We start from the raw sequence: 24,109 nt of genomic DNA, 5'->3' as shown, positions 1-24,109 counted from the left end.
ATCCGGTCGTTGTTGTCCTCACTGGTGGCAACCTCTCGCCATGGCCTGCTTCAGGGGGAATCAGCGGCTTCGTCACGCGGACGAGTGATCGCAGGCAAGTTCGAGGCCCAATTTGAGCACAAACCTCATACTTAGGCCAACGTTTCGGTGGTTTTCAACCGTTCCACATCGCACTCCCTTCACGTCGCATACCAGTGCACACGGAGCGCAACCACCGCCCCAATACGGACAAATCACCACTAAGCATACTTAATCTCCAGATTTACATCTATAACGCTGATTTGTCATATTTTCGCGATAAACCTACATATACGCGGCATAGCGCTGTAGATCCGAAGTCGGCTCCGGTACGCTTCACGCCCGGCATCCCGTGCCGATCTCCGGAACTTCCCCCTGGTAGGAGAACCCCCCATGACACGCACTATGCGCGGTCACGCCATTGTCGTCGGCGTGGCTCTGGCGCTCACCCTTGCCGGCTGCGGCGGAGGCAGCGGCGAGACCGCGAAGAGCTCGGCCAACAGCAAGGGCCTGGAGAAGACCACCATCAAGGTCGGCGCCCTCCCCGTGCCCGACGTTGTGTCGGTCTATCTTGCCAACGAAAAGGGCTTCTTCAAGGAAGAGGGACTGACCGTCGAGCCGGTCACCATCACCGGTGGCGCGGCGGCGTTGCCGCAGATCGAGAGCGGCGCGCTCGACATCTCGCAGACCAACTACGTCTCGACCTTCCTCGCGGTGAGCAAGGGCAAGAAGATCAAGCTGGTCGCGGACATGTACCAGGCCGCGCCTAACACGTTCAACATCATGGTGCCCAAGGACTCCCCCATCAAGACGGTGTCTGACCTCAAGGGCAAGACGATCTACGTCAACAACCTCAAGAACATCGCCACCCTGGCCGTGGAGACGCAGCTCAAGGTGGCCGGTCTGGCCGACACCGACGTCAAGTTCGTGGAGAAGCCGTTCCCGGAGCAGGGCAACGCGATCAACACCGGGCAGGCGGACGCGGGCTGGATGACCGAGCCCTTCATCACCGCCAACCAGAGCACCTTCGGCTTCCGCAAGCTCGCCGACACCATGACCGGCCAGACGGAGGACTTCCCCATCGCCGGCTGGATGGCCACCGAGGACTGGGTGCAGAAGTACCCGAAGACGCTGGCCGCCTTCCAGCGGGCCATCGCCAAGGCGCAGCAGCTCGCCTCCAGTGACCGCAAGGTCATCGAGGAGACGCTGCCGAAGTACACCAAGATCGACGCCAAGACGGCCTCGGTGATCACGCTCGGCACGTACCCGAGCGAGCTGAACGAGAACCGGCTGCAGAAGGTCGCCGACCTGATGCTGGAGTACAAGTACCTCACCAGCCCGGTCGACGTGAAGTCGGTCATCGCCGCCCCTGCAAGCTGATGAACACCGCGCGTCTGCTCCGCGGCGCCGCCGGCGCCGCGGGGTTCCTCATCGCCGGTGAGCTGGTCATCCGTTTCGCGCTCAGCGACGGCGTGATCTTCCCGGCGCCCTCCGTGATCCTGTACGAAGCCGTGCGCCTGCTCGCCGACCCGGTGTTCACGGAGGGCCTGGTCACCACCCTCACCAACTGGGCGCTCGGCCTGCTCGCCGCCATCGTCGTGGCCGTGCCGCTGGGCGTGCTGCTGGGGGCGGTGCCGCCGGTGGAGCGGGCGATCCGGCCGCTGCTGGAGTTCATGCGCCCGATCCCCTCGGTGGCGATCATCCCGCTGGCGATCCTGCTGATCCCGGTGGACGGCCTGATGAAGGTCTCGGTCATCGTGTACGCGTCCATGTGGCCGATCCTGATCAACACCCTGTACGGCATGCAGGACGTGGACCCGCTGGCCAAGGAGTCCCTGCGCAGCTTCGGCTTCGGCCGCCTGGCCGTGCTGGCCCGGGTCAGCCTGCCGAGCGCCGCCCCGTTCGTCGCGACCGGCATCAGGATCGCGGCCGGCATCGCGCTCGTGCTCGCGGTCAGCGCCGAGCTGCTGGCCGGCGGCACGGCCGGGATCGGCGTCTACACGATCCAGGCGGGCAGCGGCAACCGGATGGACCTGATCATGGCGGCGACGTTCTGGGCCGGGGCGTTCGGGGTGTTCGCGAACCTCGTCCTGCTGGCCGGCGAGCGGCGGCTGTTCCGCTGGCACCGCGTCCGGATGGGAGCGTCGGAGTCGTGAGGCGGCTGTCCAGGCTGTGGGTGGTGCCGGTGGTGCTGGTCGTCTGGGAGCTGCTCGGGCGGCTCATCGACGACAGCGACTTCCCGCCGCCGCTCACCATCGTCACCAGCATGTACCAGATGTGGTTCTCCGGGCCCGTCTCCCACCTGTTCCTCACCGAGGACGCGATCGGCAACATCCTGCCCAGCCTCGGCCGCATGTTCAGCGGCTGGATCCTGGCCTCGCTGCTCGGGGTGCTGCTCGGCGTGGCGCTCGGCCGTTCCAAGGCGGCCACCGACTACGTGGACGCGCTGTTCGAGTTCGGCCGGGCGATCCCGCCGCCGCTGCTGCTGCCGCTGTTCGTCGCGCTGTTCGCGCGCACCGAGCACGCGCAGCTCAGCATGCAGCTCGCCACGATCGTGTTCGGCGTGATCTGGCCGGTGCTGCTCAACACGATCGAGGGCGTCCGGGCCGTGGACCGCACCTACACCGAGACCGCCACCGTGTTCGGCCTGTCCAAGGCACAGCGCCTGCGCGTGGTCGTGCTCCCCGCCGCCTCGCCGAAGATCTTCGCCGGGCTGCGGCTGAGCCTGTCGCTGGCGCTGATCCTCATGGTGATCTCCGAGCTGTTCGGCAGCACGGACGGCATCGGCTACCAGCTCCTGCAGGCCCAGCGCAGCTTCGACGGGCCGGGCGTGTGGGCCGCGATCGCCCTGCTCGGCATCCTCGGCTACCTGGTGAACTCGCTGTTCGTGCTGGCCGAGCGCCGCCTGCTGGTGTGGCACCGGCAGGCCAACCGCAACGTCTGACTTCTGGAAGGACCCCATGCCGCACTCGGATGACCTCCTCTGGGGGGCCGTGGCCGACATCTCGCGCTTCGCCGCTCTGCTGACCATGGCGGAGCTCGGCCTGGCCGACCATCTCGCCCACGGTCCGCTCACCACCGCCGACCTGGCCGCCCGCTGCGAGGCCGACGCCCCCAGGCTGCGCCGCGTGCTGCGCGAGCTGGCCGGGATGGGCGTGGTCCGCGGCGCCGGGCCGGACACCTTCGACCTGACCGAGCGCGGCACGGCGCTGCGGTCGGACGTGCCGGACTCGGTGCGCTCGTCGATCCGGATGCTCGGCGAGGAGGGCTTCTGGCACGCCATGGGCAACCTGCCCGCGACCGTCCGCGACGGCGGCTCGGCCTTCGCCGCCCGCTACGGCCACCTGTACGACTACCTGGCGGCCAACCCGGGGGCGGGCAAGCTGTTCGACGACTACATGACCGCCCGCGCGATCCCCTTCACCGAGGGCCTGGCCAAGCGGTACGACTTCCCGGCCACCGCGACCATGGTGGACGTGGCCGGCGGCAAGGGCCACATCCTGGCCACGGTCCTGCACGCCAACCCGGACATGCGCGGCATCCTGTTCGACCTGGAGCACGTGGCCGACCGGGCCAGGGAGCTGCTGGCCGCCGAGGGGCTGGGCGAGCGGAGCGAGGTCGTCACCGGCGACTTCTTCACCGAGGTGCCGGCGGGCGGCGACGTCTACCTGCTGGCCAGCGTCCTGCACAACTGGGACGACGAGGACGCCGTCACGATCCTGCGCAACGTCCGGCGGGCGATGAACCCCGGCGGCCGCGTCCTGGTGCTGGAGGTGGTGCTGCCCGACGACGAGGCGCCGCACCTGGGCAAGGACATCGACATGCGGATGCTGGCGATCTTCGACGGCGGCGCCGAGCGCAGCCGGGAGGAGTACACGGCGCTGCTCGACCGGGCGGACCTGCGCCTGGCCGAGGTCGTCGAGCTGGGCTCGGGAGCCAGCCTCATCGAGGCCCGGTCGCGCTGAGCACGAGGGGCGGCGGCGGGCCGGATCAGCCGCCGCCGCTCCAGCCCGGCACCGCCATCCTGATCGACAGGGCGTGCTCGACCAGGTGGATCAGAGCGCTCTTGACCGAGTCCTTGGAGCGGGCGTCCAGCCGGACGAGCGGGATGTGGGGGGCCAGCGTGAGGGCGTCGCGGACCTCGGCGTCGCTGTGCGGGTACTGGCCGTCCCAGCCGTTGACGCCCACCACGAACGGCAGCTGCGCCTCCTCGAAGTAGTCGATCGCGGGAAAACTGTCGGCCAGGCGGCGGGTGTCGACCAGCACGACCGCGCCGATCGCGCCGCGCACCAGGTCGTCCCACATGAACCAGAACCGGTGCTGGCCCGGCGTGCCGAACAGATAGAGGATCAGGTCACGGTCGAGCGAGACGCGACCGAAGTCCATCGCGACGGTCGTGGTCGACTTCAGAGGCGTCATGCCCAGGTCGTCGATCCCCGCGGAGGCGTCGGTCATCACCGCCTCGGTGGTCAACGGCATGATCTCCGAGACCGCGCCGACGAACGTCGTCTTGCCCACCCCGAAACCGCCGGCCACCACGATCTTCGTTGAAGTCAAGCCGGGGCTAGAGCCTGCGAAGTCCACTGAGCACCCTTTCGAGCAGATTAACGTCCGGCCTGCCGGCGTCCAGCTGTGGCTGATGCACGCGGACCAGGCCCTCGGCCGCCATGTCGGCGATCAGAACACGCACCACGCCCAGCGGGATCCGCAGCAGCGCCGACACCTCGGCCACGGACCTGACCTGCCTGCACAGCTGGCTGATCGCCTGGTACTCCGGCGTGATGTGGGAGAACTCCCGGTGCTCGGCGGTCGCCGACGACACCAGGGCCTCCATCGCCAGCTTGACCCTGGGCGCCGTCCGCCCACCCGTCACCGCGTACGGGCGGACGGGTGAGGCGGGGTCGGGGTGCAGCTGCGACTGGGGCTGTGGCTTGGGCGGAGGCGCCCAGCCGCCGCTGTTCCATCTCTGGTCCGTCACCTACATCACCTGGTCTGGCTGGCGCGCAACTCGGCCCGCACCGCCGGAGTGAGCACCTGACCGGCGCGATCGACCATCAGGGTCATCTGGTACGCCACCAGCCCCATGTCACAGTCCGGAGCCGCCAGGACCGCCAGACACGAGCCGTCGCTGATCGACATGATCAGCATCAGCCCGCGCTGCATCTCCACGATCGTCTGGTTGACCGCACCCCCCTCGAACACCCTGGCCGCACCCTGCGTCAGGCTCACCAGTCCCGACGCGATGGCGGCCAGCTGGTCGGCCCGGTCAGCCGGGAAGCCCGACGAGGCCGCAAGCGGCAACCCGTCGGACGAGACGACCACCGCATGTGCCACACCGGGGACCGTGCTGACGAAGTCGGTGATCAACCAGTCGACTCCGCGCGCCGCGTGGCTCAGGTCGTTCATGCGCCCTCCTCTCTGTCACTGTTGTGGGCTTCACCGTTGTAGGAGCCACGAGGGCCCGGCTGGAACGCCCTGCCCTCGGTGATGTCGTCGCGGGCCGCCCGGAAGCCCTGCTGGAAGCTGGACAACCTGTTCCGCACCCGGTCCGGCGAGACCGAGGGCATCGGGGACACGCCCTTGGGCGAGGCGGAGGTGTCGGCCGAGCCCGGCACCAGGTTCGCCTTGGGCACCCGTTTGGGCAGGCCGGCCGCGGTCGTGCCGTCGCGGGCCGGCTCGGTCACCGCCTGGGCCGCGCTCCAGCCGGCGTCGGCCTTCGTCGAGCCCCAGCCGCCCTCGTCGCGCCCGAACCAGGCCGACTCGACGGCGGCGAAGATCGGCAGGTAGTCGTCCCCGGCGGAGGCGGGCGGCACGGGCGGGATCGGGCCGGTGGCCGCCGCCTCGGTCTCGGGGAAGTCGGGCCGCGGGCGCTGGAGGCCGTCCTGCTTCCAGGGCGGCGGGGGCTCGGCCGCGGGACGCCTGGGCAGCCCGCGATCGCCGTTGTTGCGCGGCGGCGACCAGATGTCGTGGCTGTCGAAGCCGCCGCCGTGCGGGTCGTCGGGCCAGCCGTCGGACGACGGCCACTGCGGCCAGTTGCCCCCCGCCTCCGGGTTCGACGGGTACGACGGGTGCGCGGGGCCCATCTGGTAGGTGGGCCGCGGCCAGTCCTGTCCGGCGGCCGGGGGCGCCTGCGGCCAGTCGGCCGCCGGGGTGAGCGGCGCCTGCGGCCAGTCGGCTCCCGGCGCGGGCGGCGCGGGCGGCCAGTCGGCGCCGGCGGAGGCGGCCGCGGGCCAGTCGGCCTCGGGCGGAGCCGAGACCGGCGGCCAGTCGGTGGCCGGTGGTGCCGCGTGCGGCCCCACGTACGGCTCGCTCCCGGACGTGCTCTCGGCCGCCGCCGGCTGCATGCCCGCGAACCCGGGCGGCTGCGTGCCGAGCATGTTCTCCGGGACGAGCACCATGGCGGTCAGCCCGCCCGAGCTGTGCGGACGGAGCTGCACCCTGATGCCGTGCCGGTGGGCCAGCCTGGCGACCACGAACAGGCCCATCCGCCGCGAGACCGACACGTCGACGCTGGGCGAGTCGGTGAGGCGGTCGTTGGCCTGGGCCAGCTCCTCGGGGGTCATGCCGATGCCGGAGTCGGTGATCGACAACATCACGCCGCCGCCGTCGATCCTGCTGCCCGACACCGCCACCCGGGTCTCGCGCGGCGAGAACGACAGCGCGTTCTCCACCAGCTCGGCCAGCAGGTGGATGACGTCGTTGACGGCCTGGCCGGCCACCGACACGCCGTCGGGCACCTGGAGCACGACGCGTTCGTAGCTCTCGACCTCCGACAGGGAGGCGCGGGCGACGTCGACCAGCTTGACCGGCTGGCTCCAGCGCCGCGGCGGGTCCTGACCGGCCAGCACCAGCAGGTTCTCGCTGTTGCGCCGCATGCGCGTGGCCAGGTGGTCCAGCTTGAACAGGTTGCCGAGCCGCTGCTCGTCCTGCTCACCCTGCTCCAGGCCGTCGATCAGGGTGATCTGCCGCTCCACCAGCGTCTGACTGCGCCGCGACAGGTTCACGAACATCGCGTTGACGTTCGAGCGCAGCCGCGCCTCCTCACCGGCCAGCCGGACCGCCTCGCGGTGGACCTCGTCGAAGGCGCGGGCCACCTCGCCGATCTCGTCGTGGGTGTCCACCCCGATCGGCGGGACGGGCCCGACCTTGCCGTCCCCCGCCTCGCGGAGCGCCCGCACGGTCTCCGGCAGGCGTTTGCCGGCGATGTCCAGGGCCTCGCCGCGCAGCCGGCGCAGCGGCCGGATGAGCGAGCGGGCGATGAAGGTGATGATGATCAGCACCACGATCAGCAGGATCATGATGAGCACGCCGGAGATCAGCGCCGACCGGTTGGCCGCCTCCTCCAGGGCGCGGGCCCGCAGGATGACCGAGGAGGCCAGCGACTTCTCCACGCTGCGCAGGGCGTCGATCTTGCCGGTGCTGACGTCGAACCAGGTGCCGACGTCCTTGTCCGGCCGTACGCCGATGCTCAGGGGCTTGGCCTCGACGGACTGGGCCATGGCCCGCAGCCGGAACAGGTCGGTCTGGTCGACGTCCCTGCCCACCACGGTGTCCCGGTAGAGCTCCAGCTGGTCGATGCTGGCGAGGGTGGCGAACAGGGTCTCCTCGCTCTCCTCGCGCGCCTTGGCGTCGGAGAGCGCGTCGAGCTCGCCGCTGTCGAAGCTCTTCTTGTCCAGGGCGCTGGCCAGGATGCCCCGCTGCTTGGACGCCTGCTCCTTCGCGCGCGCGATGGCCGCCATGGAGCTGGCGCTGTGGGAGATGTCGTCGTCCACCGCGACCTGTCCCACCTGGTCGTGGAACTGCAGGAGGGTGGAGATGATCTGGGAGTACTTCTGGATCATCGGCAGCGGCTGGATCTTGCCCTTGACGGCGGTGTCGCGCAGGGTCTGGATCTCCTCCAGGCGGCGCAGCACCGGGCGTACGGAGTCGGCGTGGGTGTCGGTGAGGGCGCCGGCCCGCACCTTGGCCTCGTCGATGAGGTTGTCGACCCCGCTGTAGGTGGTGCGGAGCTGGGCCGCGCGGCTCTCCGGACGGCCTTGGGCGATGTAGAGAGCGGTCTCGTCCCGTTCGAAGGCCAGTTCGTGCGTGACGGCGCCGAGCTGCTCGCTGAGCTCGGCCACCTCTCTCAGTGTCTGGTAGGTGTTGGCGTCCCTGAGGGAGGTGATCACGTTCAGCCCGCCCAGGCCCACCGCGACAGCCGTGGGCACGACGATCAACGCCACGAGGCGCGATCGTACGTGCCAATTGCCCAATCCGAACCTGTTAGAAGCAGGTTTGGGCAGCCGTCGCTTCTGGTGCCCGTGCGGCTCGCGGTCAGCGGAAGCTTCAGCGCTCTGCGTTCTCACTTGCCTCGCAACCTCTCGCCCCGGAGGGGAATTCTCGAAGACCATGCAGGTAAATGCACGTGGGGCAATATGTACAATCGAGATGAGGGCCATTTGAGCACAGGTGCCGGTCAGGACCAACCACCTATAGTGCCCCTCTGAGGCTTATATCCCGGATTGTCCAAAAATTGTGACAAAATTGGTAGACCGCCGTTTACCTGCAAAAACGGGCAGCCGAAACGTGTTCCGCAAGCCCCCTTCCGCCCGCGGAACGATCCACATCAGCTTGTCCCACCAGTAACAGACGCCCCGGTCGCCACCCTCTTTCCCAAAACGGACAAAGACATCTCACGCCTCTATTTACGATAGAGCGGCAAACGGACATTGCAACCACAAGAGTCATTTTCTTGATAATGACTGCCAATGTGGTGCTACGGTCGATTCCTGCTTGTTCGTCAGGCACTCAGCCCCGGGGGCAGTTCAGCCACCCGGTCCCCCCGGCTCCACGTCTTGAAGGGAGTCCCTGACATGAGGCTTGGCCGCTCCGCCAAGGCCGCCATCATCGGGTTCGCTGTGACTTTAGGCGCCGTAGCGTGCAGCACCGGCGGCTCAACCACCGCCAGCGCACCACCCTCCGCCTCCGCGAACGGCGGCGGCGGCGCCTTGGAGAAGACGAAGCTCAAGATCGCCACCCTGCCCGCCATCGACAGTGCCGCCATCTACGTCGCCATCGACCAGAAGCTCTTCGAGCAGGAGGGTCTCGACGTCACCCCGCAGGTCGTCCAGGCCGCCCCCGAGGCGATCCCCATGCTGGTCAACGGCGAGATCGACGCCATGTTCGGCAACTACGTGTCGATGTTCCAGGCGCACGACAAGGGGGCGATCAAGATCCACGTGCTCGCCGAGGGCTCCCGGGCCGCCCCCGACTCGCTCAGCATCATGGCGCTGCCCAACTCCCCCATCAAGACGCCGAAGGACCTCGCGGGCAAGACGATCAACGTCAACGTCCTGCACAACTTCCAGGAGCTCGCGCTCACCCAGGTGCTCAAGGCCAACAACATCGACCCCGCCACGATCAAGTACGTCCCCGTGACGTTCCAGAACATCATGGCCTCGTGGAAGAGCGGCCAGATCGACGCCGCCTACCTGGGCGAGCCGCAGGTCACCGCGGCGACCTCGTCGATGGGCGCGCGCAAGATCCTCGACCCGGCCTCCGGGCCGGCGGCGGAGTTCCCGATCTCGGGATACATCAGCACCCAGGACTGGTACGAGAAGAACCCGAGGACCGCGGCGGCCTTCCAGCGGGCCATCCACAACGCGGCCAAGCTGATGGAGAACAACCGTGAGGTGGTGGCCAAGGTGCTGCCGAACTTCACGCAGATCGACGCGTCCACGGCGGCGACGGTCACCTTCCCCTACTTCTCCAGCTCCGACAACCCGGTGCGGCTGCAGCGGGTGGCCGACTGGATGTGGGAGGCCAAGTGGCTGGGCAAGGAGATCGACGTCAAGACGTTGATGTCGCCGACGACGTCGGGGTGAGCAGTACTGCGACGGGCGTCGTCCGCCGTCCGGCCGGCGCCGCCACGCGGTGGTCGCGCCGGGCGGCGGGGGCGGCCGGCTTCGCCGTCCTCGTCGAGCTGCTGAGCCGGTCGGGGCTGGTGGACGCCGAGGTGCTGCCGCCGGCCACGCGGATCGTCGGGCGCGGCCTGGCGCTGCTCGCCGATCCGGCCTTCCTGACCCACGCCCGCACCAGCCTGCTGGCCTGGGCCCTCGGGCTCGGCCTGGCGGTGCTGGTGGCGGTGCCGCTCGGGCTGCTGCTCGGCAGCGTGCCGGTGATCGACGCCGCCACCCGCTCGGTGGTGGAGTTCCTGCGGCCGATCCCCTCGGTGGCGCTGATCCCGCTGGTCGCCCTCGTGATCGGCACCGGCCTGCAGCTCCGCGTCACGCTCGTGCTCTACGCCGCCATGTGGCCCATCCTCTACAACACCATGTACGGCCTGCGCGGCGTCGACCCCGTGGCCAAGGAGACCCTGCGCTCCTACGGCTTCGGCCCGCTGTCGGTGCTGCTGCGCGTCAGCCTGCCGTCGGCGGCGCCGTTCATCGCCACGGGCGTGCGGCTGGCGGCGTCCGTGGCGCTCATCCTGACCGTCAGCACCGAGATCGTGGCCGGGCGCGGGGAGGGCATCGGCGTGTTCATCTTCTTCGCCGGGATCGCGGTCCCGGCCAGGATGACCGACATCCTGGCCGGGGTGTTCTGGGTGGGGCTGTTCGGCGTGCTGGTCAACGCGCTGCTGGTGGCGGCCGAGCAGCGCGCCTTCCGCTGGCACCACGCCCGGCTGACGGAGGGGTCGTGACCGGGCGCGGGCCGTCGGCGCGCGGGCGCACGCGCGGCACGGCGTTCCGGGTGGCCGTGCTGGCCGTGCTGGTCCTGGCCTGGGAGGCGGGCACGCGGCTGGCGGGCAGCTCGTTCTTCCCGCCGCCGACGACGATCGTGGCCCGGATGCACCAGATGTGGTTCTCCGGCCCGCCCGGCAGCCTGTTCCTGACCGGCGCGGCGATGGACGACGTCCTGCCGAGCCTGGGCCGGATGGCCGCCGGGTTCGCCGGCGGGGCGGTGGCCGGGGTGGTGCTCGGGCTGGCGTTCGGGCTGTCGGCGCGGGTCTACGACTATCTCGACGGCGTGCTGCAGTTCCTGCGCGCGATCCCGCCGCCCGCGCTGGTCACCGTGTTCCTGGTGGTGTTCGGCTTCGGGCTGCGCATGCAGCTGGCGTTCATCATGTTCAGCGTCGTGTGGCCGGTGCTGCTCAACACCGCCGACGGCGCGCGGGCGGTCGATCCGCTGCACCTGGACACCGGGCGGGTGTTCCGGCTGTCGAGGACCGAACGCCTGCTGCGGGTCGTCCTGCCGTCGGCGCTGCCGAAGATGTTCGCCGGGCTGCGGCTGTCGTTGTCGCTCTCGCTGATCGTCATGGTCTTCGCCGAGCTGCTGCCCGGGGCCTCCAACGGCATCGGGTTCCAGCTCACCACCGCGTACTCGACGTTCGACCTGCCCGCGATGTGGGCCGGGATCGTGCTGCTCGGCGTGCTGGGCTACCTGCTCAACGAGCTGTTCCTGGTGGCCGAACGGCGGGTGCTGGCCTGGCACCTCGGCGCGCAGCGGCTCACGGAGCAGTGAACGTGCCGGCGGCGACCGGACGGCTGCGCGGCGGCTCGTAGGCGCCCGAGTCGATGCCCCACGACGCGACCGCCAGCGGCATGATCTCCACCCACACCGGCTCGTACCCGGGTTTCAGCCGTTCACCGCCCTTGGCGTGGACCCGCCCGACCCCCTGGACGAGGACGCCGCGCGGCCCGTCCTCGGTGAAGTCGTCCACGACGAGCGAGACCTCGGGGTTGTCCCTGACGTCGCGGCGGTACCGCCGGGGACGCACGCCGCCGGGCAGCAGGCGGGAGCCGACCGCGATCATGCCGCGGTCCGGCTGGAGATGGATGCGCACGGGCACGACGTGCGGCGTTCCCCCTGCTCCCGCCGTGGCGAGCCGCGCCAGGTCGTGCTCGAGCAGGTAGGCGAACTCCCCGTCACTGAATCCGCGCATCACACACCTCACACCCAGATAGGAACGAGGTTAATGGGATAACTCTGGTCTTCGGCCTGCAAAGGGCGAGAAACTTATCGTCATGTTCCCCGTCAGGGACACGTGGGACCGGATCGAGACCACTGGGGGCGACGTGAGGACGATGGTCGTGGGCGCCGGGATCGGCGGGCTCACCACCGCGCTCAGCCTGGCGGCGGCCGGGCTGGAGTGCGTGGTCGTGGAGGCGGCCGCCACGCTGAGGCCGCTCGGCGTCGGGATCAACCTGCAACCGCACGCCGTACGGGAGCTGACCGAGCTGGGGCTGGCCTGCGAGCTGGCCGCGCTGGGCGTGGAGACGACCTTCATGACCTTCGCCGACCGGCACGGCAACGTGATCCTGGCGCTGCCGCGCGGGCGCTCGGCCGGCTACCGCTGGCCGCAGTACAGCATCCACCGGGGCGAGCTGCAGATGGCGCTGCTGGCCGCGGTCGAGGAACGCGCCGTCCCGGTGCGGACGGGCGTCCGGCTGGAGGGCTTCGAGCAGGACGGCGAGGAGGTCCTCGTGCGGCTCCGGCAGGGCGGCGAGCTCGTGGAGGAACGCGTGGACGTGCTCGTCGGCGCGGACGGCGTGCAGTCCACGGTACGGGCGCTGCTGCACCCGTCGGACGACCCCCTGCTGTGGGCGGGCATCAGGATGTGGCGCGGGGTGGCCGAGGCCGACCCCGTCCTGGACGGCGCCACCGTGCTGGTGGGCGGCTCCAACCGGGCCGGGAAGTTCGTCACCTACCACATCTCGGCCAGGAACCCCCGGCTGGTCAACTGGGTGGCCGAGGTCAAGGTGGCCGAGCCCGGCGTCGCCGCGGAGGCCGACTGGTCGCGTGAGGGCCGGCTGGAGGAGGTGGCCGCGCACTTCGCCGGCTGGCGGTACCGGCCGGCCGACGTCCAGGGGCTGCTCGCGGCCTCCCCGCGCATCCTGGAGTACCCGATGGTGGACCGCGACCCGCTGCCCGTCTGGGGAGAGGGCCGGGTGACGCTGCTGGGCGACGCCGCGCACCCGATGTACCCGATCGGCTCGAACGGCGGCTCGCAGGCGGTGCTCGACGCGCGGGTGCTGGCCCGGTGCCTGGCGACGTGCGGGGACCCGGTCACGGCGCTCAAGGCGTACGAGGAGGAACGGCGTCCGCCCACGTCGGCGCTGGTGCTGGCGCATCGGGCGTTGCCCATCGAGGATACGATCGGGCTGGTGACCGAGCGCGCGCCCGACGGGTTCGCCGACATCGCCGACGTGCTGACGGAGGCCGAGCTGGCCGCCATGGCCGGGGCGCAGCGGCGTATCTCCGACGCCGACGTCCGGGCGCTGAACGAGCGGGAGTCGTGGAGCGTACGCATCCCATGACAGCCGCGAAGACTCAAGGGTAAGATCCGACACCGTAGAGCCATACCGACATTTCCGGCTTCCCGAGTCGGTCCTCCGCTCGCGGCCTCGCCCCCTAGGACATCCATGCTCGAGATCGAGAACCTCTCCCACGTGTACGGCGGCGGTGGCCCCAACGCTCACCACGCCATCGAAGGGCTGAACCTGAGCGTCGCCGCGGGCGAGCTGCTGTGCATCGTCGGGCCGTCGGGGGCCGGGAAGTCCACCCTGCTGCGCTCCATCGCCGGGCTGATCAGGCCGACGGGCGGCGAGGTCAGGGTCGAGGGCGAGCTGGTGCGGCAGACCCCCGACAACCTGGCGGTGGTCTTCCAGGACTACAGCCGCTCGCTGTTCCCGTGGATGTCGGTGGCCGACAACGTGGCCCTGCCGCTGCGCCGCAGGGGCATGGACAAGCAGCAGCGCCGCGAGGCCGCCCAGGAGGCGCTGGAGTCGGTCGGGCTCCAGGGCGCCGAGAAGAAGTACCCGTTCCAGCTCTCCGGCGGCATGCAGCAGCGGGTGGCGATCGCGCGGGCGCTGGCCTACCGGCCCTCGCTCATGCTCATGGACGAGCCGTTCGGCTCGGTCGACGCCCAGACCCGCGAAGACCTGGAAGACCTCGTGCTGAAGGTGCGCGGCCACCACCAGATGACGATCGTGCTCATCACCCACGACATCGACGAGAGCGTCTACGTCGGCGACCGCGTCGTGGTGTTGTCGAAGGCCCCCGCGCACGTGGTCGGCGACCTCAAGGTCGACCTGCCCGCGCCGCGCGACCAGATCACCACCCGCGAGCACCCCGACTTCGTGCACCTGCGCGCCGAGGTCGGCCGTCTGGTGCGCGGCCACGCCGCCACCGTCTGACCCGCGGGCGGGCGCGCGGTCTCAGCCGCGGGTGCGGGCCACCAGCAGGGCGATGTCGTCCTCCGGTGGCCGGTCGCCGGTCATGGCGCTGATGACCGAGGTGCAGAAGTCGTCCAGCCCGGGAGCTGCGGTCACGGCTGCGGTCAGCGCGGCAGCCAGGCGGTCGATGCCCGCCTCGATGTCGGCCTCGCGGGTCTCGATCAGGCCGTCGGTGTAGAGCGCGATCAGGCTGCCGGGGCGCAGTTCCAGGTCGAGCGGGCGGAAGTCGCCCAGGCCCAGGCCGATCGGGGTGCCGGTGGGCGGGCGCGGGAAGGTGACCGCGCCGTCCGGGGTGACGATCGCCGGGGGCGGGTGGCCGGCCGCCGCCATCGCGCAGCGCCGGGTGGCGGGGTCGTACACGACGTACAGGCAGGTGGCGCCGGTGAGGTCGGGTGGCAGGCCGCCGGCGTCGGCATCCTCCTCGGCCAGCCGGACGACCAGGGCGTCGAGGTGGGCGAGCAGCTCGTCCGGGGGCAGGCCCACGTAGGCGAGGGTGCGCACGGCGGTGCGCAGGCGTCCCATGGTGGCGGCGGCGTTGATGCCGTGCCCGGTCACGTCGCCGACGACCAGGGCGACCCGCCCGCCGCCCAGCGGGATCGCGTCGAACCAGTCGCCGCCGACGCCCTCGTGGACGTCGGCGGGCAGGTAGCGCGTGGCCAGGTCCACCGCGCCGCCGCCGGTCAGGTTCCGCGGCAGCAGGTCGCGCTGGAGGGCGAGCGCCGCGTTGCGCTCGCGGGTGTAACGCCACGCGTTGTCCAGGCTCAGCGCCGCCCGCGTGCCCAGCTCCTCGGCGAGCAGCAGGTCGTCCCTGGTGAACGGCTCCCGGTTGTCGGTGCGGACGAACACCGCGATCCCCAGCACCTCTCCCCTGGCCGCCAGCGGCACGATGATCAGCGTGTGCATGCCGGTGGCGCGGATGACCCTGGCCCGCTCGGGATCCTGGTCGAGCCAGGTGCCGGGCGAGGTGTCCAGCACGGGCTCGAAGTGCGCCCGCCCCGACGCCAGGACCGCCGTGAACGGCGACGACGGCGGCACGAACACCGCCTGCCCACGCGGCCAGAGCGATTCGGGCACGCCCTGGTGGATCGAGGCCACCCCCGCCCGGCGGAACACCGGCACGCTCGTCGCCGTGGCGGCCAGCCGCTGCAACGGCACGGTGTCGGGCAGCACCTGTTCGGCCAGGTCCACGGTGACGTAGTCGGCCAGCGCCGGCACGGCCAGGTCGGCCAGCTCCTGGGCGGTCTTCCAGACGTCCAGGGTGCTGCCGACGCGCACGCTGGCCGCGCGCAGCAGGGCCAGGCGGTCGCGGGCGCGGCTGTCGCTGATGTCGATGGCGACGGAGTGCACGCCGAGCGGGCGGCCGTCCACGCCTTCGAGGCGGAACAGGGAGGTCGACAGGGTGCGTTCGACGTGCCGGTCGGGTGACGTCCAGCGCGCCTCGCGGTCCACCTGCGGGACGCCGTCGGCCAGCACCCTGCGCATGGCCTCCACGGCGGTGCGGGTGTCGGCGCCGGGCAGCGGATCGGTCAGCGCGCGGCCCACCTCGTAGTGGGGGAAGACCACGCGCAGGCGCCGGGCGGCGTCGTTCAGCCAGACGCAGCGCAGGCCGAGGTCCCAGATCGCCATGCCGACGGGCGTGTGGCTCATCAGCGACTCCAGCACCGGACGGCCGCCGCCGGCCACCGGCCGGACGGTCAGCAGCCAGGACGCCCGGCCGTCGAGCGCGCGCAGCCGGGCGCCCTCGACGTGCGCGAGCAGCCGGGAGCCGTCGCGGCGGCGGATCTCCTGCAGCCCCGACCAGTGCTCCGGCCAGTGCTCCGGCCGCTGCCCCGACCAGTCCTCCGGCCAGTGCTCCGGCCGCTGCCCCGACCAGTGCTCCGGCCCGGCCCGCAGGGGTGATCGCGCGTCGTCCGGCGCGAGCAGCAGGCCGAGGCCGTGGCCGAGCACGTCGGGGGCCCGGTGGCCGAAGAGCTGCTGCGCCGCGCGGGTCCAGCCGACCACGACGCCCTCGGCGTCGGCCACGACGACCGCCGTGGGGTCCGCCTCACTCTCAGGTGTGGACATGCCGTCATTCGTTCCCCACCCGGGGCCCGTCCATCGGCGCAGGTCGGCGCAGGTCGGCGCGGCTGCCGCCCCGTCGGCGGGCGCGCGCGGATCGGGATGCGCGCGCCCGGGGCGCGTCGGGCTATACCGGCGTGGTGGAGTGGCGGGTGAGCGCGTGCTCCACCAGCGTGATCAGGGTGGATTTCACCGTGTCGCGCTGGCGGGCGTCGAGGCGGACGATCGGGATGTGCCCGCCGACGGACAGGGCCTCGCGGATCTCGTCCTCCGCGTGGGCGAACTGGCCGTCCCAGCCGTTGATGCCGATGACGAAGGGCAGCTTGGCCTCTTCGAAGTAGTCGATGGCGGGGAAGCTGTCCGCCAGACGGCGCGTGTCCACCAGCACGACGGCGCCGATCGCGCCGCGCACGAGGTCGTCCCACATGAACCAGAACCGGTGCTGTCCGGGCGTGCCGAACAGGTAGAGGATCAGGTCGCGGTCCAGCGACACACGTCCGAAGTCCATCGCCACGGTGGTGGTCGTCTTGTTCGGCGTGAGCGAGACGTCGTCGACGTGGGCCGAGGCGTCCGTCATGACCGCTTCCGTGGTGAGCGGCAGGATCTCCGAGACCGCTCCCACGAACGTCGTCTTCCCCACGCCGAAGCCCCCGGCCACGACGATTTTCGTCGAGGTCAGACCGGGGCTAGAGCCTGCGAAGTCCACTGAGCACCCTTTCGAGCAAGTTGAGGTCCGGCTTTCCCGCGTCCAGCGCAGGCTGGTGCACGCGGATCAGGCCCTCCGACGCCATGTCGGCGATCAGCACCCGGACCACACCAAGGGGCTGGCGTAAAAGGGCGGAGATCTCGGCAACCGACCGGACGTTCCGGGTCAGCTGGATGATCGCCTGATACTCCGGACTCAGTAGGGAAATGTCTTGGTATTCCGACGTCACGGAGGACACCAAAGCCTCCATGGCGAACTTCATCCGCGGCGCGGTGCGCCCCCCGGTCACGGCATAGGGCCGTACCAGGGAACTCGGCTTCTGCGGACGAGGGGCCGCCGGATGCGGCGGAGTGCTATCACCAGCCCAACCCTGACCTGACACCATGATCTCCTGTCACCGCCCGCTAGCGGGGGCGGGCCGCTTGCAGCTCAGCGCGTACGGCCGGGGTGAGCACCTGACCGGCGCGCTCGACCAGCAGCGTCATCTGGTAGGCCACGAGTCCCATGTCACAGTCGGGAGCCGCGAGGACGGCCAGACAGGACCCGTCGCTGATGGACATGATCATCAACAGCCCGCGCTGCATCTCGATGACGGTCTGGGTGACCATGCCGCCCTCGAAGACCCGCGCGGCGCCCTGCGTCAAACTGATCACGCCCGAGGCGACCGCGGCGAGCTGGTCGGCCCGGTCCTTGGGGAAACCCTCCGAGAAGGCCAGCGGCAGGCCGTCGGACGACACCACGACGGTGTGCGCGACGCCCGGCACGTTGTTCACGAAGTCGGTGATCAGCCAGCTGATGCCACGCGCTCCCTGGCTCATCTCTCTCATTTGTCCTCCTCATTCTCTTCTCCGCGGGTGAACGCGCGGCCTTGCCGCACTCCCTGCTGGAAGCTGGAGAGCCTGCTGCGCAACCGCTCGGGCGAGATCTGCGGCGGCGGCGACGTGGGCTGCGGCTCGGCGAGACTGGCCGTACCGGGCACGAGGTTGGCCTTGGGCACCCGGCGCGGCAGGCCCGAGGACGTCGTGCCGGCCTGGGCGGGCTGCGCCGCGGCCTGGGCCGCCTGGAAGCCGGAGTCGGCGGGCGAGGACCACGACGCGCCGGCGCCCGACTGGCCGGGCCTGCGCTGCGGCAGCCCGGACCGGCCCACCGCCGGGGCGGCGGGCGGCGCGGCCGCAGGAGGATCGGCGGGCACGGCCGGATGCACGGCGGTGATCTCGTGCTCGGGCTCCTGCTCCTGCTGGCGCAGCTGCTCGGGGTCGGGCCTGCGGAACCAGTCCGAGCCGACGGACGAGAAGATCGGCAGGAACTCCTCGCTCTGCTCCTCCAGGGGCGAGGTGCGCACCACGGGGAGCGGGCCGGTCAGGTCCTGGGAGGAGTAGTCGCCCTGGCCGAACGGGCCGTAGGCGCCCGGCCGGCTCTGCTCGTACTGGTCGGCGGGCTTGGGCTCCTCCGCGCCGAACCCCGGCAGGTCGCCGAACGCCGCCCGGTAGGGCTCCTCGCCGAACGCCGAGGGGCGCGGCGGGTCGACCGACTCGAACAGGGACCGCCGCGGCGGCTCCTCGTTGAAGGCCGACTGGCCGAGCGAGGTGTCGCCGAAGGACGGCGAGCCGAAGGAGGACCAGCGAGGCTCCTCCGTCCCGCTCTGCGGCGGCTCGGTGGCGAAGGACGGCCAGCGGGGCTCGTCGTCCTGCAGGGGCGGGGGCTGCTCGGCGAAGGAGGGCCAGCGCTGCTCGCCCCACGGGGACTGGGCCTGCGGCTGCGGCTCGGGCTGGGCCGCGGGCGGCTCGTCGGCGAAGAACGGCTTGGGCGCATCGCCGAAGGCCGGCTTCGGCTCCTCGCCGAAGAACGGCTTGGGCTCGTCGCCGAAGAATGGCTTCGGCTCCTCGGTGAAGGAGGGCTTGGGCTCCTCGGCGAACGACGGCCAGCGCGGCTCGTCCCGGGCCGGCTCCTCGCCGAAGGATCCCCAGCGGGTCTCCTCCTGGGCCGGCTCGTCGGCGAAGGAGGGCCAGTTGCCGGTGCCCGGCGCGGGCAGCGAGCCCGGCCACTGCGTGTCCAGCACCCGGTCGGCCGCGTCGGGCGCGGAGACGGGCGCGCCGTTCTGGCTCGCCTCGGCGGGCGCGGCGGCGATGCCGAACTGGCTCGGGTCGAACGTGGTGAACGCCTCGTACTGGCTGCCGGGCTGCTGCGGCATGCCGGCGCCGCCGCTGATGAGCATGTCGGGCATCATCACCAGCGCGCTCAGGCCGCCGGTCTCCCGCATGCTGAGCTGGACGCGGATGCCGTGGCGCAGGGCCAGGCGGCCGACCACGAACAGGCCCATGCGGCGGGAGACGCCGACGTCCACGACGGGCGGGTTGGCCAGGCGCCAGTTGGCCTCGGCGAGCTCCTCGGGGCTCATGCCGATGCCCAGGTCGTTGATGGAGATCATGACGCCGCCGTCGGTGGCCACGCTGGAGACCTCGACCTTGCTCTCGCGCGGCGAGAAGGAGATCGCGTTCTCGATCAGCTCGGCGAGCAGGTGGACGGCGTCGGTGACGGCCGGGCCGACGATCAGCGTGCCGGACGGGATCTTGATCTGGACCCGCTCGTAGTTCTCGACCTCCGACAGCGAGGCGCGGGCGATGTCGACCAGCGGCACCGGCTCGCTCCACTTGCGCGCGGCCTCCTGGCCGGCGAGGACCAGGAGGTTCTCGCTGTTGCGGCGCATGCGGGTGGCCAGGTGGTCGAGGCGGAAGAGGTTGGCGAGCCGCTGCTCGTCCTCCTCGCCCTGCTCCAGGCCCTCGATGAGCTGCAGCTGCCGTTCGACCAGCGTCTGGCTGCGGCGGGAGAGGTTGACGAACATGGCGTTGACGTTGGCGCGCAGCTTGGCCTCGTCGCCGGCCAGCCGGAGCGCCTCGCGGTGGACCTCGTCGAAGGCCCGCGCCACTTCACCGATCTCGTCGCGGGTGTTGACGCCGACCGACGGCACTTCGGGCATCTGCGCGCCGTCGCCGGACTCGCGCAGGATGCGGACGGTCTCGGGCAGCCGGGTGGTGGCCACCTGGAGCGCCTCGGCGCGCAGCCGGCGCAGCGGGCGGACCAGCGAACCGGCCACCCGGGTGGTGATGATCAGGACGAGCAGCAGCAGCACGAGGATGGTCGCGCCGCTGATGATGGCGTTGCGCTGCTCGGTGTCGCTCAGCTCGCGGGCCCTGGCCACGATCTTGGTGGCCAGGGAGTCCTCGACCTTGCGCATGGTGTTGCCGGCCAGGGTGGTGCTGTCGTACCAGCGGCTCAGGTCGCGGGCGGAGGTGACGTCGAGGTCACGGATCCGGTTGTACTCGCGGACCTGGGCCAGGGCGCGCTGCCGCATGGCGTCGGCGCGGTCGATGTCCGGCCCGCGCATGGTCTTCTGGTACGCCCGCAGGTCCGCCGGGTCGGCCTCCCGCTCGAAGGCGGTCAGCTCGGCCTGCTGGCGGCTCCACGAGCCGAGGAACTCCGACAGGTCGTCGTAGTCCAGCTCACGCTCGATGAGCGCGATCATGAGAATGGCCTGCTGCCTGGAGACTTCTTCCTTGACCCGCTGCAGCGAGCCGAGGGCGGCCACGTCACCCTGGAGGTCGTCGTCGTTCACCCCGTCGCCCAGGTCGCCCTGGATCGCGGAGAAGACGCCGATCATGGTGGTGTACGTGGTGATCGCGGCTCGCGGGGGCACGCCCTCGGCCACCATCGACGCGCGGAGGCTGTCGAGGCCGGTGAGCCACCGGCGCATGTTCTCCACACCGTCGCGGATACGGGCCGAGTGCGCGGCGTCGATGGCGTTGGCCGAGGCCAGCACCTTCTTCTTGGCCGCGTCGACGGCCAGGCGCTGGGTCTTGAGCTGACCGAACCGCCCCGCCTTCGACTGGTCGGTGACGTACCACGCGGTGAGCGTGCGCTCCTTGGCCAGCTCGTGGTTGAGCCCGCCGATGCGCTGCACCAGCTCGGCGACCTGGGTCAGCCGGCGGTACTCGGAGCTCGTCCCGATGGCGTTGGCGAGCTGCACGCCCGCGAGGAGCACGCCCACGATGGTGGGGATGAGGATCAGCGCGATCAACCTCGAGCGCACACGCCAGTTCCCCAGCCGGAACCTTCCGCCTGTGTACTCCCCTGACCTCGTGTGCCTGGGGTTTTCCGTCCTCACTGACTCTCGCTACCTCTCGCCGGTACGTGCTCGAAAGAAATCAGACACGCGTGTGGCGCATGGGATTCTGTCCGGCTGGGTAATTGGAACACAGTCCGTACCAGACGGCCAACCGTACATTTCCCACTAAATGCACCCAAAGCGACACTTTGGGCGTCATATCGCCGTACACGTTTTCAGGCGGGCCGGAACGAATCCCGCTCCACGGGTGCCGCGTGCTTGACCATGAGATGCCGCGTCACCGAATACTCCTGCACCGCCTCCTGGCTCATGTCCTTGCCGAACCCGCTGCCCTTCACGCCGCCGTGCGGCGCCTCGCTGGCGATCGGCAGGTGATCGTTCACCCAGGTCACACCCACGTCGAGCCGATGCGACACGCGCATCGCCCGCGCGACGTCGCGCGACCACACCGACGAGGCGAGCCCGTAGGGGGTGTCGTTGGCCAGCCGGACGGCCTCGTCCTCGCCGTCGAACGGCAGAGCCACAAGGACCGGTCCGAAAAGTTCACCTTGGACGATCTCGCTGTCCTGTGCGACATCGGTCACAAGCGTCGGCGGGTAGAAGAAGCCCGGCCCCTCGACGGGCGCGCCGCCGTGCACGATCCGTCCGCCCGAGCGCGCGACGAAGCCGTGCACGCGCTCGCGGTGGGCGGCCGAGATCAGCGGGCCGATGTCCGTCGCCGGGTCCCAGGGGTCGCCCACGGTGATCTCGGCGAGAGTCGCGCGGATGGCCTCCACGGCGTCGTCGTAGATCTCGCGGGCGACGTAGACGCGGGTGGCCGCGGTGCAGTCCTGGCCGGTGTTGTACGTGGCGCCCATGGCCACGCCGCGGGCCATCTCGGCCAGGTCGGCGTCCTGGAAGACCAGGGCGGGCGCCTTGCCGCCGAGTTCGAGGTGCACCCGCTTGAGGGTGGCCGCCGCGCCGGTCATGACCGCCCGGCCGGTGCCGGTCGAGCCGGTGACGCTGACCATGTCCACGCCCGGGTCGGTCACCAGCGCCTGGCCGACCTCGGCGTCGCCGGTGACCGCCTGGACGAGCCCTTCGGGCGCGCCCGCCTTGGCGAACAGCTCGGCCAGGCGCAGCGTCGTCCGCGGCGTCTGCGGCGCCGGCTTGATGACCACGGCGTTCCCGGCGGCCACGGCCGGGCCGACCTTCCACACCGCCATGACGAACGGGAAGTTCCACGGCGCGATCGACCCCACCACCCCGACCGGACGACGCAGCAGCACCGAGGTGTAACCGGCGCTGAACACCCCGGCCCCCGACCCTTCGAGCGAACGGGCGGCGCCAGCGAAGAAGCGCAGGTTGTCGACGGCGAAGGGCAGCTCGCCGTCCCTGAACACGGCCGCCGGCTTGCCGGTCTCCTCCACCTCCAGCCGGGTCAGCTCCTCGGCGTCGGCCTCCACCAGGTCGGCCAGGCGCAGCAGCAGCCGCTGGCGCTCGGCGGGGGTGGTCTGCGCCCACTCCTCGAACGCGCCCCGGGCGGTCCGGACGGCCGCCGCCACGTCGGCCACCGGGGTGTCCGGGATCTCGGCGCACGGGAGGCCGGTGGCGGGGTTGATCAGTTCACGCATGGAAAGTCCTCGAAATCCCTACTGGCCGAGCTGTTCGATCAGGTCGGCGGCCTTGCGCAGGCCGTCGCGGCGGCGGATCTCCTCGCCGGCGGCGGCGAGCCTCGCGCGCATCTCGGTGTCGCCGAGCAGGCGCTCCACCGCGCCGGTCAGCTCCTCGTCGGTGAAGGTGTAGGTCGACAGCCGGACACCGTAGCCCAGCTCGTCCACCCGCTGGGCGTTGTCGTACTGGTCCCAGAACAGCGGCAGCACGATCATCGGCTTGCCGAAGTGCGCCGCCTCGGTGGTGGTGTTGTTGCCGCCGTGCGTGATGACCAGGTCGCACAGGGGGATGATCTTCGTCTGCGGCAGGAACTCGGCGCCGTACATGTTGTCGGCGAGCTTGATCTCCTCGTGCAGCGGGCCCTTGGAGACGATGTACTGGTGCCGCGTGCCGGCCAGGATGTCGATCACGCGCTGCATCAGCTCCACGTCGGAGGAGCCGAGCGAGCCGAGCGAGAAGTAGATCAGCGAGCCGTCGTTGCGCTCGAAGGGCAGCGTGAAGTCCTCGTCGGTCTCGCGCACCGAGGAGTCGAGCCGGTGCCAGCTCGGGCCGAGCGGGCGGGCGTCGGTGTAGTCGAGGATCTCGGGGAAGACGTACAGGTTCAGGTCGCCCTCGTGGATGAAGTCCAGGTCGGGCAGCGGGGCGGTGCCCTGCTCGACGCACCACTCGTTGAAGGCGGTCCAGATCTCGCGGTGGGTGCGCTCGTACTCGGCGCGGAAGGCGTCCCAGCCGGAGCGGTCGTCGGCGGGCAGGCCGGAGAAGACCGGCGCGACGTTCTCGCCGCGCACCTCCAGCGGGTTGCAGGAGACGATCCGGACGAACTTCTTGCCCGCCGTGAGCAGCGCCGGGAACGTGATCACGTTGTCCTCGACGATCACGTCCGGGTTCACCCGCTCGATGATGGCCTTGAGCTGCGGCTCGCAGTACTTGGCGCCGTCGATGAGGGAGTCCCAGATGGGCTTGATGACGGTGTCGAGCTGCTCCAGCGTGCTCTTGCGGTACTCCGGCGCGGTGTCGCGGATGAAGTCCTTCCAGAACTGGCCGGCGTCCTGCTCCTCGGCGTTCTCGGGCGGCGGGGCCAGGTCGACGAGGTCCTCCTCGAAGCCGAGCGCTTCGAGCTTGCCCTTCCAGGACGACTCCGCGGCGAAGACGACGCGGTGCCCGCGACGGCGGAGAATGTCGCCGACGCCGATGCAGTTGTTCGTGGGGCCGTACGCGCTCTCTGGCATGAACAGGATGGTGAGGGACATCGTGAACTCCGGGGGAACTCGTCAAATTGAAGAGGAATTCAAATACTCATCTAGCGTGAAGCGCAAGTTAAGTGCACTATGGTCACGG

The 24,109-nt window shown here is 70.6% G+C and carries 21 protein-coding genes; 9 read left to right on the top strand and 12 right to left on the bottom strand.

Features of this window, described 5'->3' with window-relative positions; genetic code table 11:
• Window positions 1-411 precede the first annotated feature (411 nt).
• The 4 genes from AB0J71_RS28705 to AB0J71_RS28690 are packed head-to-tail and all read left to right on the top strand — an operon-like array spanning window position 412 to window position 3,983.
• Window positions 412-1,398 carry an ABC transporter substrate-binding protein gene (locus AB0J71_RS28705; RefSeq protein ID WP_352329415.1) on the top strand — a complete coding sequence of 329 codons (987 nt, stop codon included), beginning with the start codon at window positions 412-414 and terminating at the stop codon, window positions 1,396-1,398.
• Window positions 1,398-2,174, top strand: a complete 777-nt coding sequence (locus tag AB0J71_RS28700; RefSeq protein ID WP_358283732.1) for an ABC transporter permease — start codon at window positions 1,398-1,400, stop codon at window positions 2,172-2,174. The genes AB0J71_RS28705 and AB0J71_RS28700 overlap by 1 nt, the downstream gene beginning before the upstream one ends.
• On the top strand, window positions 2,171-2,962 hold the full coding sequence (locus AB0J71_RS28695; RefSeq protein WP_352329412.1) for an ABC transporter permease subunit: 792 nt from the start codon (window positions 2,171-2,173) through the stop codon (window positions 2,960-2,962). Before AB0J71_RS28700 ends, AB0J71_RS28695 begins: the two co-directional genes overlap by 4 nt.
• A 16-nt stretch (window positions 2,963-2,978) precedes the next feature.
• Entirely contained in the window at window positions 2,979-3,983 is a 1,005-nt protein-coding gene (locus AB0J71_RS28690; RefSeq protein ID WP_364416884.1) for a methyltransferase, read from the top strand.
• 25 nt (window positions 3,984-4,008) lie between these two features.
• Here AB0J71_RS28690 and AB0J71_RS28685 read toward each other — a convergent pair whose 3' ends face one another.
• The 4 genes from AB0J71_RS28685 to AB0J71_RS28670 form a co-directional block, all read right to left on the bottom strand.
• Window positions 4,009-4,575 carry an ATP/GTP-binding protein gene (locus AB0J71_RS28685; RefSeq protein WP_352329408.1) on the bottom strand — a complete coding sequence of 189 codons (567 nt, stop codon included), beginning with the start codon at window positions 4,573-4,575 and terminating at the stop codon, window positions 4,009-4,011.
• A gap of 7 nt (window positions 4,576-4,582) precedes the next feature.
• A complete protein-coding gene (locus AB0J71_RS28680; protein WP_352350491.1) occupies window positions 4,583-4,930 on the bottom strand; it encodes a DUF742 domain-containing protein in 348 nt (115 codons plus the stop codon).
• A gap of 71 nt (window positions 4,931-5,001) precedes the next feature.
• The gene (locus tag AB0J71_RS28675) at window positions 5,002-5,424 is read right to left on the bottom strand and encodes a roadblock/LC7 domain-containing protein (protein ID WP_020546542.1); all 423 of its coding nucleotides are present in this window, start codon (window positions 5,422-5,424) and stop codon (window positions 5,002-5,004) included.
• The gene (locus AB0J71_RS28670) at window positions 5,421-8,240 is read right to left on the bottom strand and encodes a nitrate- and nitrite sensing domain-containing protein (protein ID WP_364416882.1); all 2,820 of its coding nucleotides are present in this window, start codon (window positions 8,238-8,240) and stop codon (window positions 5,421-5,423) included. Before AB0J71_RS28670 ends, AB0J71_RS28675 begins: the two co-directional genes overlap by 4 nt.
• 765 nt (window positions 8,241-9,005) lie before the next feature.
• Between AB0J71_RS28670 and AB0J71_RS28665 the strand changes: the two genes are divergently transcribed.
• Genes AB0J71_RS28665 through AB0J71_RS28655 form a run of 3 tightly spaced genes read left to right on the top strand, consistent with a single transcriptional unit; the run spans window position 9,006 to window position 11,517 of the window.
• On the top strand, window positions 9,006-9,881 hold the full coding sequence (locus AB0J71_RS28665; protein ID WP_364389040.1) for an ABC transporter substrate-binding protein: 876 nt from the start codon (window positions 9,006-9,008) through the stop codon (window positions 9,879-9,881).
• On the top strand, window positions 9,878-10,696 hold the full coding sequence (locus AB0J71_RS28660) for an ABC transporter permease subunit (protein ID WP_352321468.1): 819 nt from the start codon (window positions 9,878-9,880) through the stop codon (window positions 10,694-10,696). The genes AB0J71_RS28665 and AB0J71_RS28660 overlap by 4 nt, the downstream gene beginning before the upstream one ends.
• Window positions 10,693-11,517, top strand: coding sequence for an ABC transporter permease subunit (locus tag AB0J71_RS28655; RefSeq protein ID WP_352321466.1), 825 nt, complete (start codon window positions 10,693-10,695; stop codon window positions 11,515-11,517). Before AB0J71_RS28660 ends, AB0J71_RS28655 begins: the two co-directional genes overlap by 4 nt.
• Here the strand turns inward: AB0J71_RS28655 and AB0J71_RS28650 are convergent.
• The gene (locus AB0J71_RS28650) at window positions 11,504-11,938 is read right to left on the bottom strand and encodes a pyridoxamine 5'-phosphate oxidase family protein (protein WP_364324477.1); all 435 of its coding nucleotides are present in this window, start codon (window positions 11,936-11,938) and stop codon (window positions 11,504-11,506) included. The two genes, AB0J71_RS28655 and AB0J71_RS28650, sit on opposite strands and share 14 nt — an antisense overlap.
• Before the next feature lie 82 nt (window positions 11,939-12,020).
• Here AB0J71_RS28650 and AB0J71_RS28645 point away from each other — a divergent pair, with 82 nt between their 5' ends.
• Both AB0J71_RS28645 and AB0J71_RS28640 read left to right on the top strand, forming a co-directional pair.
• Window positions 12,021-13,313 carry a flavin-dependent oxidoreductase gene (locus tag AB0J71_RS28645; protein ID WP_364416880.1) on the top strand — a complete coding sequence of 431 codons (1,293 nt, stop codon included), beginning with the start codon at window positions 12,021-12,023 and terminating at the stop codon, window positions 13,311-13,313.
• Between the two features lie 105 nt (window positions 13,314-13,418).
• A complete protein-coding gene (locus AB0J71_RS28640) occupies window positions 13,419-14,192 on the top strand; it encodes an ABC transporter ATP-binding protein (RefSeq protein WP_352350276.1) in 774 nt (257 codons plus the stop codon).
• Window positions 14,193-14,213: 21 nt separating this feature from the next.
• On the opposite strand, the gene AB0J71_RS28635 is transcribed toward AB0J71_RS28640, so the two are convergent.
• From AB0J71_RS28635 to AB0J71_RS28605, 7 genes are all read right to left on the bottom strand, one after another.
• Window positions 14,214-16,295: a SpoIIE family protein phosphatase gene (locus AB0J71_RS28635; RefSeq protein ID WP_364416878.1), complete on the bottom strand. Its 2,082-nt coding sequence runs from the start codon at window positions 16,293-16,295 to the stop codon at window positions 14,214-14,216.
• A gap of 121 nt (window positions 16,296-16,416) precedes the next feature.
• Window positions 16,417-16,968 carry an ATP/GTP-binding protein gene (locus AB0J71_RS28630; protein ID WP_352321483.1) on the bottom strand — a complete coding sequence of 184 codons (552 nt, stop codon included), beginning with the start codon at window positions 16,966-16,968 and terminating at the stop codon, window positions 16,417-16,419.
• A 7-nt stretch (window positions 16,969-16,975) separates the two neighbouring features.
• On the bottom strand, window positions 16,976-17,380 hold the full coding sequence (locus tag AB0J71_RS28625) for a DUF742 domain-containing protein (protein ID WP_055507219.1): 405 nt from the start codon (window positions 17,378-17,380) through the stop codon (window positions 16,976-16,978).
• A 19-nt stretch (window positions 17,381-17,399) separates the two neighbouring features.
• On the bottom strand, window positions 17,400-17,813 hold the full coding sequence (locus AB0J71_RS28620) for a roadblock/LC7 domain-containing protein (RefSeq protein WP_201760494.1): 414 nt from the start codon (window positions 17,811-17,813) through the stop codon (window positions 17,400-17,402).
• A gap of 5 nt (window positions 17,814-17,818) precedes the next feature.
• Entirely contained in the window at window positions 17,819-21,082 is a 3,264-nt protein-coding gene (locus tag AB0J71_RS28615; RefSeq protein WP_352321457.1) for a nitrate- and nitrite sensing domain-containing protein, read from the bottom strand.
• Window positions 21,083-21,333: 251 nt separating this feature from the next.
• Entirely contained in the window at window positions 21,334-22,731 is a 1,398-nt protein-coding gene (locus AB0J71_RS28610; RefSeq protein ID WP_352321455.1) for an aminobutyraldehyde dehydrogenase, read from the bottom strand.
• 18 nt (window positions 22,732-22,749) lie between these two features.
• A complete protein-coding gene (locus AB0J71_RS28605) occupies window positions 22,750-24,000 on the bottom strand; it encodes a glycosyltransferase (protein WP_352321453.1) in 1,251 nt (416 codons plus the stop codon).
• Window positions 24,001-24,109 lie beyond the last annotated feature (109 nt).

This window comes from Nonomuraea sp. NPDC049637 (assembly GCF_040675235.1).
Classification (GTDB): domain Bacteria; phylum Actinomycetota; class Actinomycetes; order Streptosporangiales; family Streptosporangiaceae; genus Nonomuraea.
This window is presented reverse-complemented; position numbering and strand designations above follow the sequence as displayed.